Origin of the sequence: Acinetobacter sp. AOR18_HL, assembly GCF_027855145.1 — a bacterium.
In the GTDB taxonomy this organism is placed as follows: domain Bacteria; phylum Pseudomonadota; class Gammaproteobacteria; order Pseudomonadales; family Moraxellaceae; genus Acinetobacter; species Acinetobacter pittii.
In genome coordinates this window covers 1-13,388 of record NZ_JAKTIG010000079.1, presented here as the reverse complement: position 1 = coordinate 13,388, position 13,388 = coordinate 1, and the positions used below count along the sequence as shown (strand labels likewise).

The window sequence follows — 13,388 nt, the reverse complement described above, 5'->3', positions numbered from 1 at the left end:
AGTCATAAAAAACAAAACAGGCTCTATTTAAGAGCCTGTTTTATCATTATCCACGAACTTTAGATTTAGGTTTACTTTTCCCACCAAACGGTCTTTTCTCACCTGTTTCACGAGGAGGTAAACCAGTATGTTGCGTTAGAACCTGTCCTTTTTGTGGACGCTTTTGATTCGAATGATTATTCGTTTGCTGATTATTTCGTTTAACCGAATCACCTGCTGCAGACGAATTTTTCTTACGAGCAGACTTATATTCCCCTTCTGTGCCTTTTGGCTGATAAGTCGGAATTAAATGCTGCTTCGAATTACCAATTAAATCTGCGCGCCCCATCTCTTTTAGGGCCTCACGAAGTAATGGCCAGTTGTTTGGATCATGATAACGCAAGAATGCTTTATGCAGACGACGGCGTTTCTCGCCTTTTACAATATCAACTTTTTCAGTATAGCGAGCGACTTTAGCAAGCGGGTTTTTGCCCGAATAATACATGGTTGTTGCAGTTGCCATTGGCGATGGATAGAACGTCTGTACTTGATCGGCACGGAAACCATTCTTTTTCAACCAAATTGCAAGGTGCATCATGTCATAATCTGAAGTACCCGGATGCGCAGCAATAAAGTAAGGAATTAAATATTGCTCTTTCCCTGCTTCTTTACTGAAACGGTCAAACATTTGTTTGAAACGATCATACGTACCAATACCCGGTTTCATCATCTTAGATAACGGACCTTGTTCGGTATGTTCAGGAGCAATTTTTAAATAACCACCAACATGGTGTTGTACTAATTCTTTTACATATTCAGGGTTGAGTACCGCAAGGTCATAGCGCAGACCAGAACCAATCAGAATTTTCTTCACACCTTTAATTGCGCGCGCTTTACGGTAAAGCTGTACTAAAGGTGCATGATCCGTATGCAAGTTTTGACAAACACCCGGATATACACAAGAAGGTTTACGACAGTTTTTCTCAATTTCAGGATCTTTACAGTGCAAACGGTACATGTTTGCTGTTGGGCCACCTAAATCTGAAATAATACCGGTGAAGTTTGGTGCCGTATCACGGATTTTTTCAATCTCACGTAAGATCGAATCTTCCGAACGGTTTTGGATAATACGACCTTCATGTTCTGTAATCGAACAGAATGTACAGCCGCCAAAACAGCCACGCATAATGTTGACCGAGAATTTGATCATATCAAATGCAGGGAAACGCGCATCACCATAAGTAGGATGTGGCAAACGTGCATAAGGTAAATCAAACACATAATCCATTTCCTCCGTAGTTAGAGGAATTGGAGGCGGGTTAATCCACACATCTCGTTCACCATGGCGTTGAACGAGTGCACGAGCATTACCAGGGTTGGTTTCAAGGTGCAAAATACGGTTTGCATGCGCATAAAGCACTTGATCATTTGCCACTTCTTCAAAAGAAGGTAAGCGAATAACCGCCAACTCTCGTGGTGGTAATTTGTGTTTAATTGCTTTTGACGGTGCTGGCTTTAATTGAACGATTTGAGTGTCGTCATCAAGTTTGTCGCCTTCACGCACAATGGGATTTGCAACAATCTCTTTTTGGAAATTTTGATACTGAGCTAAAGAGTTACCCTTTTCTTTTTCAACCTCACAGCCATCAATATCTTCTGTCATGACATATGGGTTAATAATTGGATCAACACGCCCAACCGTATCTACATCATTACTCGCAACTTCAACAAACTTTGCTTTCGATGCTTTGTTATGTTTATTAATAATAAATGCCGTACCACGAACATCTGTAATCTCGTGGATTTTCTCACCTTTAGCCAAACGATGCATTACATCAATAATGGCACGCTCACCATTACCATACATCAGCAAATCAGCTTTTGAGTCCATCAAAATCGAACGACGGACTTTATCTGACCAATAATCGTAGTGTGCGATACGGCGTAAACTGCCTTCAATACCACCTAATAACACAGGTACATCAGGGAATGCTTCTCGACAACGTTGGCAATAAACTGTTGCTGCGCGGTCTGGACGTTTATTTGGTTCATTATTTGGAGAATATGCATCATCCGAACGGATTTTACGATCTGCCGTATAACGGTTAATCATCGAATCCATATTACCTGCGGTTACACCCCAAGCAATTGTTGGCTTACCTAAAACTCGGAAGCTTTCAACATTGGTCCAGTCTGGCTGCGCAATAATTCCGACACGGAAACCTTGTGCCTCAAGCACACGTCCAATCACACCTGATACAAATGATGGATGGTCAATATAAGCATCACCACAGACTAAAATAAAGTCACACGCATCCCAGCCGAGTTGGTCCATTTCTTCTCGTGACATCGGCAAAAATGGCGCTGGTTCAAAACACGACGCCCAATATTTGTCGTAATCAAACAGCGCTTTTGGCGCAGTTTGCATGGTATAAGCGGTAGACATGGCTTGCGAATCTCGGCTAGCAGATGAAGGAGAGACATCTAAAGATGAAAGCCGATCATTTTAACATGAATTTCATTCATTTTCCCTGTTTATAAAACATGCGAAAACAACGATATAGAAATTAATTTGATTAAACTTTACTCAATATTTTATTCTTGTAATAAATACGGCGGACCAAAATCCGCCGCAGTTTTAATTTTTATTTATAGAGCTTAGAACAAAGCTTTTGGCAAACGAATTTGAATAATCTCGTTATCGTCAGCCAGTTTTGCGTTACGTCCTGTCGAACCAGGGAAATTATTATCATTGAAAACCGTCAGCGTTGTGCCATTTTCAATAATTACATCTTCAATGGTTTCAAATGGAAAAGCAAAAACCTCCCCCGTACCAATATCCCCTGCTCTAGCTGTGCCATACAACAAATTCGGGTTAGCAATTTTAATTAAATCGACTAAATCTTCACGGCTTACTAGCTGACCTGACTCATTCAATTTAATACGGATTAATTTTTTATATCCACCTAAATTGTTCTGAGTCGCATCACGTTCAATAATAATTCCTTCTTTATCATTAAAGAGTTGGAAGTCACCAATATTGGTTGCCTTGCTGTCTAACTGGAACCAATAATATTTTCCTGTATACACTTTTTTCTTCACATCAAATTGCGAAATCAGCAACTGTCTTTCCGTTTCTCGAATTGATTTAATTGGCTTTTCTATAAGAGGGTAAAGATACTGCCCATCTGGCGAAATCGCCATTCCTTCAAAACCACCACTTTGTTGAACTAGAGGTTCTACAAAATTAATTTGTGCTTTATTAAACTGATTTTGTGGTGAACGTAATTCTTGAGTCGGATGTAACGGATTTGGCAGAGCAATCGGTGCATCTAATAACACACCATTTGCTGAAAAATGAAGTAAATAAGGCCCAAACTCATCTCCAATCCAGTAGGTCCCGTCACTAGTACGCTGCATCGACTCTGGGTCAAAATCAGCGCCCGTTAATAAACGCTCAGGTGTATTACCATTGATGATATTAAATGGAATTAATTTATTCGGATCACGCAGTTGGATAAAGCTTTGTACAGTAACTTGGCTCGTGCCTTTAGCTTTAGTTTTGAAATCAGGCTTTATTTTATAAATACGAAGTAAAAAGTCTGCTGAATTATCTTGAGTTCCAAAACCGTTATCGGCCATTGCCATATAACTGCCATCTTCATTTTTTAATGCAGCAGAAAAGCCTTGTACAGGTTGACCTTTAAATGGAGGATAAATTCCATTTGCACCTTTCACATATGCACCAGAGTCTGGACCAGCAGCATAAGTTTCTACAGGTAATTTAGCAAAAGAAATTAAGGTTGGTTCGGTAACGTTTTCAGTAGGTGAAGTTTGTTCTTGGTCGTTATCATCATTACATGCCGCCAATCCTAAACTGGCACAGCATAATAATACCGCTAATGTTTTTTTGCTCATGGTTTTATACAGTTGATAAAAAATTAAGCAAATTTAATCAAGCTTATATGAAGTTTTTACTTCAAAAAGATGAAATCTTTATGGCGAAAATATGACAAGACCAACTATTTAATACAACTTCAAAAATTAGACCTCTTCGCTAAAAACTGCTTAAAGTTTTGTTGGCTGATATTCTCCAGCAATTGCTGCTTTTAAAAATTTTTGGAAAGTTGGACATTCCATATGATTTTCAGCAGGACATACAGCAGCGTGTTCTAATCCCTGGCTGATAAAATGCAATCGCTTTGCCATTTGCTCTAATTGTTCAGCTTTATCTTTTAGTTTTTGACGGTCAAGATCAGGCTTACCATCTTGCCCAAACATTGTGGCAATTTCATTTAAAGAAAATCCTGCAGCACGACCTAAAGCAATTAATGCCAGTTGATCAATTACTTGTTTGCCATATTGTCGACGTAAGCCTTGCCGCCCTATCGATTTAATTAATCCTTTCTCTTCATAAAAGCGTAGGGTAGCCGTTGTTACTTTTGCCTTCTTAGCGACTTCACCAATATCCATAATACCCTCTTGACTTCAAGTGAACTTTAATTTGCACAATAAATTTATCACGTTTCATACGTATAAAAGCAAGGTGTAAAAATGAATACATCCACTCTGTTCTTTCAAGCTTTATGTCTTGGTATTGGTGCAACCATCGTTATGGATATATGGCTGTTAATACTAAAAATATTTAAGGCCCCGACTTTAAACTTTGCCTTTCTTGGACGTTGGGTGGGCTGGATATTTCAAGGAAAACTCGTCCATCAATCTATTGCTAAAAGTACCCCAATAAAGGGGGAATATTTATTAGGCTGGATTGCTCACTATAGTGTCGGGATTATCTTCGCATTGAGCTTTCTCTTCATTGTAGGTTCGACTTGGCTCGACCACCCTCAGTTTTACTCAGCACTACTGTTTGGTTTGATCACCGTTCTCATTCCTTTTTTTATTATGCAACCAGCTATGGGTAGTGGTTTTGCCTCATCAAAAACACCTCATCCTTTTTTGAACTGTCTGAAAAGTTTGCTGAACCATAGTGTTTTTGGCTGTGGTTTATATCTCACTGCAAAACTATTTCAAATTTAAATAAAGGGAAATTTCCATGAAAACTGTTGCCATTATTTACCATAGTCGCCAAGGTCACACCCAATTTATTGCTCAGCAAATTCAAACTGGTATTTTGAGCCATAAAAATATGAGAGCAGATTTACTCAATGCCGAAGATATTATCAACAGCCCAGAAATTCTTATCCAATATGACGGCTTAATTTGGGGCTCCCCCACTTATTTAGGTGGTGTATCTTCCAAATTAAAACAACTCATGGATGCAACTGGTCCATTATGGAAAAAACAAAGTTTTAAAGGAAAATTAGCGGCTGGATTTACCGTTTCCTCCCTTCCTGCTGGTGATAAACAATCGACGTTAATTTCGATTTTCACCTTTTGTATGCAACACGGCATGTTATGGGTCGGTAATCCAATCATGCCTGAACAGCACAAAGGCATTCCTTATACGCAAGCAGCCAACCGTCTCGGTTCATGGTCAGGCTTAATGGCTCAAGCTGAACATGGCAGTAATGCAGATGGTTTTGATGAAGGAGATATTAAAACTGCTCAACAATTTGGAGAAAATTTTGCATTGACCTTAAATGCTTATCAAGGAATATAAGGCCATGAAAGCACAGAAACTTTTATTCCTCTTAATTTTATCAGGAATGATGTCTTTTATAGTTTCAGGTATTTCAACTTTCAAGGCTGTAGGGCTAAATCATCACTTCGTTTCATTATGGTTATCGGCTTGGATCATTGCATGGATATTAGCTTTCCCAAGTGTATTGATTTGTGCTCCTATAGCCCAAAAATTAGTCGACATCATATCTAAGAAAGTTGAAAAAAAACGACTGTAAGTTAAAACGTACAAAACTTGCGGTGATTTGCGGATATTCAGCTTTAGTATTTTTTCATAGTATATAAATCATAGAGAGACAGGATGTCTCATTGAAGAAGAATAAGAACGCAGGAAGCGGTAGTTGACAGGAGTTAACTACATAAAGCTGAATACGAAGAAACCTCGACAGGATGTCGGGGTTTTTTCATTTTAATTATACAAAATTCTTACTTTCTAGATGTGCTGAGCAACAGAACTTATATTGATCCGATAAGTACAGCTGAATACCATCATTTCATTTGAAATTTGATTATTGGTTTTGTATTTTGCTTACCTCATCTTTAGCTCAAGATCATTTTGAACCATCAGAATTACACCGCCTTAGCCTCAAATTTTTTATTATTGCATTGATGACAATAATGACAGGGTGTACAAGCTTAGGACCGAATAGTGGCTCATTTTCTTGGCGCTCCAATAAACTCTCGTCTGGCTTACAAAAAGCTTATTCTGTTCCAGCGAGTACAGCCAATCGGCTATCTCCAATGATTATTCAAAGTGCTGACCAATATAATGTCCCCCCTCTTTTACTCGCAGCAGTCATCAGGCAAGAGTCTAGTTACAATAGTAATGCTCGCTCTCCTACTGGCGCCGTCGGTTTAACTCAAATTATTCCAAGTTATTGGCAACAAACTTGTGCGGGGAATTTATATGATGAAACCACTAATATTCAATGTGGTGCTTATATCTTAAATCACTATTATCAGTCAGCTGATAGTTGGTTCAAGGCAACAGCTTATTATAATGTGGGACCAACTGGATATGAGCGAAGCTTCTGGACACGACACAAAGCAAAAAAATATGCTCGATCTGTGAAACGTCATCAGAAAACTTTAAAAAGTGCATTATAAATTCAGATCAAATAAAAAAAGCCCATCTATTAATGGGCTTTTTTACATAGTTAATTTTATTCGTCAAATAAACCTTCAAATAAAACAGAAGATAAATAACGTTCTCCGCTATCAGGAAGAATAACAACTATTGTTTTACCAGCATTTTCAGGACGCTCTGCAATTTTAGCTGCAGCAGCCAAGGCAGCTCCACTTGAGATACCTACCAAAATACCTTCTTGAGTTGCACAGTTTCTCGCCCATTGAATTGCTTCTTCACTATTCACTGGTAAGACTTCATCAACCAAATCTAAATCAAGATTTTTTGGAATAAAGTTTGCACCAATCCCCTGAATTTTATGGGGTGCAGGCGTAATACTTTCACCATTTTTAGTTTGAGTAATAATTGGAGACTCAGCAGGTTCAACTGCTACTGAGTACAATGGCTTATTTTGGACCTGTTCAAAATAACGAGAAATACCAGTTATCGTACCTCCAGTACCTACGCCAGCAACTAAAATATCAACCTGCCCACCTGTTGCTTGCCAAATTTCTGGGCCAGTTGTGTCCACATGAATTTGTGGATTGGCTGGGTTTTCAAATTGTTGTGGCAAAAAATAAACATCTGGCTGCTCAGTTGCTAATCGTACCGCTTCATCAACCGCACCTTTCATCCCTTTCGCCGGTTCAGTTAGAACTAAATTAGCACCTAAAGCTTTTAATACTTTTCTGCGTTCAAGACTCATGCTAGCTGGCATAGTCAAAGTAATTGGATAACCCTTCGCCGCCGCAACAAAAGCCAATGCAATCCCTGTATTACCACTAGTTGGTTCAACTATATGCATGCCTTCTTTCAACACACCTCTTTTTTCTGCATCTGCAATAAGTGCAGCCCCAATACGGCATTTCACAGAAAAGGCAGGATTACGACTTTCCACTTTCGCTAATACAGTTGCACCAGTTTTAATTAAACGGTTGATACGAACTAAAGGAGTATTACCAATAGCTTCTGCATTATTTGAATAAACTGCGATACCTAAATTATTGGGTGTTGGGAATTGTTGATCGGTAGACATGTTATATCCTTATTAGACTTGATATGAATTTCTTCCATTATAATCATATAAAGAATTATAGGTATAAATTCCGGGCAATAAAAGAAACACCCCCATTCGTTAGAACGGGGGTGTTTAGAATAATGAGCTGGCGATGACTTACTCTCACATGGGTAACCCCACACTACCATCAGCGCTAAGAGGTTTCACTTCTGAGTTCGGGAAGGGATCAGGTGGTTCACTCTTGCTATGGTCGCCAGCACAACTGGTATGGATACTTGCTTCGTTTTATTCACTGTGTGATACGTTGCGTTTTCCAAATCTTTACAGATGGGCTGATTGGTCTGATTTTTCGTTGTTCATTTTAGCTAGTAGTATAACTAAATCAAGTTGCTTTGCATGTTTATGAATCGATTGATGCTTCATATACAACTGCTTGGGTGTTGTATAGTCAAGCCTCACGAGCAATTAGTATTGGTCAGCTTCACATATCACTATGCTTCCACATCCAACCTATCAACGTCCTAGTCTCGAACGGCTCTTTAGAGGAATAAATTCCTAGGGAAATCTTATCTTGAGGTAGGCTTCCCGCTTAGATGCTTTCAGCGGTTATCCCTTCCGAACATAGCTACCCGGCGATGCGACTGGCGTCACAACCGGTACACCAGAGGTTCGTCCACTCTGGTCCTCTCGTACTAGGAGCAGATCCTCTCAAATTTCCAGCGCCCACGGTAGATAGGGACCGAACTGTCTCACGACGTTCTAAACCCAGCTCGCGTACCTCTTTAAATGGCGAACAGCCATACCCTTGGGACCTGCTTCAGCCCCAGGATGAGATGAGCCGACATCGAGGTGCCAAACACCGCCGTCGATATGAACTCTTGGGCGGTATCAGCCTGTTATCCCCAGAGTACCTTTTATCCGTTGAGCGATGGCCCTTCCATACAGAACCACCGGATCACTAAGACCTACTTTCGTACCTGCTCGACTTGTGGGTCTCGCAGTTAAGCGCGCTTTTGCCTTTATACTCTACGCGTGATTTCCGACCACGCTGAGCGCACCTTCGTACTCCTCCGTTACTCTTTAGGAGGAGACCGCCCCAGTCAAACTACCCACCAGACACGGTCCTCGTCCCGGATAACGGGACAGAGTTAGAACCTCAACATTACCAGGGTGGTATTTCAAGGACGGCTCCATTGGAACTAGCGTTCCAACTTCAAAGCCTCCCACCTATCCTACACAAGTAAGGTCAAAGTTCAGTGTCAAGCTGCAGTAAAGGTTCACGGGGTCTTTCCGTCTAGCCGCGGGTACACTGCATCTTCACAGCGATTTCGATTTCACTGAGCCTCTGCTGGAGACAGCGCCGCCATCATTATGCCATTCGTGCAGGTCGGAACTTACCCGACAAGGAATTTCGCTACCTTAGGACCGTTATAGTTACGGCCGCCGTTTACTGGGGCTTCGATCAAGAGCTTCGCTTACGCTAACCCCATCAATTAACCTTCCAGCACCGGGCAGGCATCACACCCTATACGTCCACTTTCGTGTTTGCAGAGTGCTATGTTTTTAATAAACAGTTGCAGCGGCCTGGTTTCTGCGGCTGTCGTCAGCTCAGGAAGCAAGTTCCATCACCAACAACAGCGTACCTTCTCCCGAAGTTACGGTACCATTTTGCCTAGTTCCTTCAGCAGAGTTCTCTCAAGCGCCTTGGTCTACTCGACCTGACCACCTGTGTCGGTTTCGGGTACGATTCCTGTGTAACTGAAGCTTAGAGACTTTTCCTGGAAGCATGGTATCAGCCACTTCACTGTACAAGTACAGCTTGCTATCGGATCTCAGTATAGAGTACCCCGGATTTGCCTAAGATACATACCTACATCCTTCCACCTGGACAACCAACGCCAGGCTGACTTAACCTTCTCCGTCCTCTCATCGCATTACACAGAAGTATTGGAATATTAACCAATTTCCCATCGACTACGCCTTTCGGCCTCGCCTTAGGGGTCGACTCACCCAGCCCCGATTAACGTTGGACTGGAACCCTTGGTCTTTCGGCGAACGGGTTTTTCACCCGTTTTGTCGTTACTCACGTCAGCATTCGCACTTCTGATACCTCCAGCATACTTCTCAATACACCTTCATCGGCTTACAGAACGCTCCCCTACCACTTGACTAATGTCAAATCCGCAGCTTCGGCACATAGTTTTAGCCCCGTTACATCTTCCGCGCAGGCCGACTCGACTAGTGAGCTATTACGCTTTCTTTAAAGGGTGGCTGCTTCTAAGCCAACCTCCTAGCTGTCTATGCCTTCCCACATCGTTTCCCACTTAACTATGATTTTGGGGCCTTAGCTGGCGGTCTGGATTGTTTTCCTCTTGACTACGGACGTTAGCACCCGCAGTCTGTCTCCCGGATAGTACTCATAGGTATTCGGAGTTTGCATCGGTTTGGTAAGTCGGGATGACCCCCTAGCCGAAACAGTGCTCTACCCCCTATGGTATTCGTCCGAGGCGCTACCTAAATAGCTTTCGGGGAGAACCAGCTATCACCAGGCTTGATTAGCCTTTCACCCCTATCCACAAGTCATCCCCTGGCTTTTCAACGACAGTGGGTTCGGTCCTCCAGTTAGTGTTACCCAACCTTCAACCTGCTCATGGATAGATCGCCTGGTTTCGGGTCTATACCCAGCAACTAAACGCCCTATTAAGACTCGATTTCTCTACGGCTCCCCTATACGGTTAACCTCGCTACTGAATATAAGTCGCTGACCCATTATACAAAAGGTACGCAGTCACACCACGAAGGTGCTCCCACTGCTTGTATGCATGCGGTTTCAGGATCTATTTCACTCCCCTCACAGGGGTTCTTTTCGCCTTTCCCTCACGGTACTGGTTCACTATCGGTCAGTCAGGAGTATTTAGCCTTGGAGGATGGTCCCCCCATATTCAGACAAGGTTTCACGTGCCTCGCCCTACTCGTCATCATTATGTGTGCCCTTTCGTGTACGGGAATATCACCCTCTACGTTCGCACTTCCCAGAGCGTTCCACTAAAACACACATAACTTAATGGGCTGATCCCCGTTCGCTCGCCGCTACTGAGGGAATCTCAATTGATTTCTTTTCCTAAGGGTACTGAGATGTTTCACTTCCCCTCGTTCGCCTTGCAACACTATGTATTCATGTTGCAATACCTACCTTAAAGTAGGTGGGTTCCCCCATTCAGAAATCTCCGGATCAAAGGATATTTGCCGCCTCCCCGGAGCTTTTCGCAGGCTATCACGTCTTTCATCGCCTCTGACTGCCAAGGCATCCACCACATGCACTTAATTACTTGACTATACAACCCCAAACAGTCGTCAACACCTACAAGTGAGTGTTGTCCGTGCGATTCTTCATCGCTACTATCTGTTGTCTGTGTACTTAAACACTGTACAGCTTCAATCTAAATTCATATACCAAAACGCTTGATTCAGTTAATTTGCTAGTTCTCAATTCATCTAGATTAATTGCTTAATCTAAACTCTTGAGTGAACAATTTATTTCAGACTCAATTTTGCCAATCTGTTAATGAATAAACACGCCTTCGTCAGGTCATGCTTAATACCGTGATACTTAAATCACAGAAGTTAATAAACCAAGACCGAAATCTCTATTTACTAATTTCTGTAATCCGAACTTCTCTTAAGTTCTGGTGGAGACTAGGAGAGTCGAACTCCTGACCTCCTGCGTGCAAAGCAGGCGCTCTACCAACTAAGCTAAGTCCCCAGCTTACATCATCAGTCATGTATCTTTTATCTATAACTTCAACCAGTCAAAGTCATGGTGGGTCTGACAAGACTTGAACTTGTGACCCCACGCTTATCAAGCGTGTGCTCTAACCAACTGAGCTACAGACCCTCAGATACATCTATGAAGAACAACTTGTTGTGGATTCTTACCAATCGTCAATCTTTCGTTAAGGAGGTGATCCAGCCGCAGGTTCCCCTACGGCTACCTTGTTACGACTTCACCCCAGTCATCGGCCACACCGTGGTAACCGCCCTCTTTGCAGTTAGGCTAGCTACTTCTGGTGCAACAAACTCCCATGGTGTGACGGGCGGTGTGTACAAGGCCCGGGAACGTATTCACCGCGGCATTCTGATCCGCGATTACTAGCGATTCCGACTTCATGGAGTCGAGTTGCAGACTCCAATCCGGACTACGATCGGCTTTTTGAGATTAGCATCCTATCGCTAGGTAGCAACCCTTTGTACCGACCATTGTAGCACGTGTGTAGCCCTGGCCGTAAGGGCCATGATGACTTGACGTCGTCCCCGCCTTCCTCCAGTTTGTCACTGGCAGTATCCTTAAAGTTCCCGACATTACTCGCTGGCAAATAAGGAAAAGGGTTGCGCTCGTTGCGGGACTTAACCCAACATCTCACGACACGAGCTGACGACAGCCATGCAGCACCTGTATGTAAGTTCCCGAAGGCACCAATCCATCTCTGGAAAGTTCTTACTATGTCAAGGCCAGGTAAGGTTCTTCGCGTTGCATCGAATTAAACCACATGCTCCACCGCTTGTGCGGGCCCCCGTCAATTCATTTGAGTTTTAGTCTTGCGACCGTACTCCCCAGGCGGTCTACTTATCGCGTTAGCTGCGCCACTAAAGCCTCAAAGGCCCCAACGGCTAGTAGACATCGTTTACGGCATGGACTACCAGGGTATCTAATCCTGTTTGCTCCCCATGCTTTCGCACCTCAGCGTCAGTGTTAGGCCAGATGGCTGCCTTCGCCATCGGTATTCCTCCAGATCTCTACGCATTTCACCGCTACACCTGGAATTCTACCATCCTCTCCCACACTCTAGCTAACCAGTATCGAATGCAATTCCCAAGTTAAGCTCGGGGATTTCACATTTGACTTAATTAGCCGCCTACGCGCGCTTTACGCCCAGTAAATCCGATTAACGCTTGCACCCTCTGTATTACCGCGGCTGCTGGCACAGAGTTAGCCGGTGCTTATTCTGCGAGTAACGTCCACTATCTCTAGGTATTAACTAAAGTAGCCTCCTCCTCGCTTAAAGTGCTTTACAACCATAAGGCCTTCTTCACACACGCGGCATGGCTGGATCAGGCTTGCGCCCATTGTCCAATATTCCCCACTGCTGCCTCCCGTAGGAGTCTGGGCCGTGTCTCAGTCCCAGTGTGGCGGATCATCCTCTCAGACCCGCTACAGATCGTCGCCTTGGTAGGCCTTTACCCCACCAACTAGCTAATCCGACTTAGGCTCATCTATTAGCGCAAGGTCCGAAGATCCCCTGCTTTCTCCCGTAGGACGTATGCGGTATTAGCATTCCTTTCGAAATGTTGTCCCCCACTAATAGGCAGATTCCTAAGCATTACTCACCCGTCCGCCGCTAAGATCAGTAGCAAGCTACCTCTCTCCGCTCGACTTGCATGTGTTAAGCCTGCCGCCAGCGTTCAATCTGAGCCATGATCAAACTCTTCAGTTAAAATCATTTTGTACCTTATTTAAAGACAAGGTACCAATTCTGGCTCATCAATTACTGACTTAAATTTCGCTCAAATAAACTTCGAGTAATTTAAACCAATCAATCAATGAAAATTATTTCGATTAATCAA

8 protein-coding genes, 2 tRNA genes and 3 rRNA genes are annotated in these 13,388 nt (G+C 42.9%); 4 read left to right on the top strand and 9 right to left on the bottom strand.

What is annotated here, in order from left to right; genetic code table 11:
* Nucleotides 1-46: 46 nt before the first annotated feature.
* The 3 genes from MKL51_RS18380 to MKL51_RS18370 form a co-directional block, all read right to left on the bottom strand.
* A complete protein-coding gene (locus tag MKL51_RS18380) occupies nucleotides 47-2,425 on the bottom strand; it encodes a YgiQ family radical SAM protein (protein ID WP_005804000.1) in 2,379 nt (792 codons plus the stop codon).
* Between the two features lie 212 nt (nucleotides 2,426-2,637).
* Nucleotides 2,638-3,897, bottom strand: a complete 1,260-nt coding sequence (locus tag MKL51_RS18375; protein WP_005803998.1) for an esterase-like activity of phytase family protein — start codon at nucleotides 3,895-3,897, stop codon at nucleotides 2,638-2,640.
* 150 nt (nucleotides 3,898-4,047) lie between these two features.
* Nucleotides 4,048-4,452 carry a helix-turn-helix domain-containing protein gene (locus tag MKL51_RS18370; RefSeq protein ID WP_000350995.1) on the bottom strand — a complete coding sequence of 135 codons (405 nt, stop codon included), beginning with the start codon at nucleotides 4,450-4,452 and terminating at the stop codon, nucleotides 4,048-4,050.
* 81 nt (nucleotides 4,453-4,533) lie between these two features.
* Here MKL51_RS18370 and MKL51_RS18365 point away from each other — a divergent pair, with 81 nt between their 5' ends.
* The 4 genes from MKL51_RS18365 (at nucleotide 4,534) to MKL51_RS18350 (ending at nucleotide 6,729) form a co-directional block, all read left to right on the top strand.
* Nucleotides 4,534-5,019 carry a DUF2938 domain-containing protein gene (locus MKL51_RS18365; protein WP_005803994.1) on the top strand — a complete coding sequence of 162 codons (486 nt, stop codon included), beginning with the start codon at nucleotides 4,534-4,536 and terminating at the stop codon, nucleotides 5,017-5,019.
* A 16-nt stretch (nucleotides 5,020-5,035) separates the two neighbouring features.
* Complete coding sequence (locus tag MKL51_RS18360; RefSeq protein ID WP_005803991.1) at nucleotides 5,036-5,602, top strand: flavodoxin family protein; 567 nt, start codon at nucleotides 5,036-5,038, stop codon at nucleotides 5,600-5,602.
* Nucleotides 5,603-5,606: 4 nt separating this feature from the next.
* Nucleotides 5,607-5,840 carry a DUF2798 domain-containing protein gene (locus MKL51_RS18355; RefSeq protein ID WP_005065652.1) on the top strand — a complete coding sequence of 78 codons (234 nt, stop codon included), beginning with the start codon at nucleotides 5,607-5,609 and terminating at the stop codon, nucleotides 5,838-5,840.
* 280 nt (nucleotides 5,841-6,120) lie between these two features.
* Nucleotides 6,121-6,729, top strand: coding sequence for a lytic transglycosylase domain-containing protein (locus tag MKL51_RS18350; RefSeq protein WP_014208138.1), 609 nt, complete (start codon nucleotides 6,121-6,123; stop codon nucleotides 6,727-6,729).
* A gap of 56 nt (nucleotides 6,730-6,785) precedes the next feature.
* Here the strand turns inward: MKL51_RS18350 and cysK are convergent, their stop codons facing one another.
* The 6 genes from cysK to MKL51_RS18320 all read right to left on the bottom strand — a co-directional run bounded on the left by cysK (nucleotide 6,786) and on the right by MKL51_RS18320 (nucleotide 13,258).
* Complete coding sequence (gene cysK / locus MKL51_RS18345) at nucleotides 6,786-7,784, bottom strand: cysteine synthase A (protein ID WP_017481899.1); 999 nt, start codon at nucleotides 7,782-7,784, stop codon at nucleotides 6,786-6,788.
* 125 nt (nucleotides 7,785-7,909) lie between these two features.
* Nucleotides 7,910-8,024, bottom strand: a 5S ribosomal RNA gene (gene rrf / locus MKL51_RS18340).
* Between the two features lie 186 nt (nucleotides 8,025-8,210).
* A 23S ribosomal RNA gene (locus MKL51_RS18335) occupies nucleotides 8,211-11,101 on the bottom strand.
* 352 nt (nucleotides 11,102-11,453) lie between these two features.
* Nucleotides 11,454-11,529: transfer RNA gene (locus MKL51_RS18330), tRNA-Ala, on the bottom strand.
* Nucleotides 11,530-11,584: 55 nt separating this feature from the next.
* A tRNA-Ile gene (locus MKL51_RS18325) sits at nucleotides 11,585-11,661 on the bottom strand.
* Between the two features lie 59 nt (nucleotides 11,662-11,720).
* Nucleotides 11,721-13,258 (bottom strand): 16S ribosomal RNA (locus MKL51_RS18320).
* The 16S, 23S and 5S rRNA genes sit together here with 2 tRNA genes alongside, the layout of an rRNA operon.
* Nucleotides 13,259-13,388 lie beyond the last annotated feature (130 nt).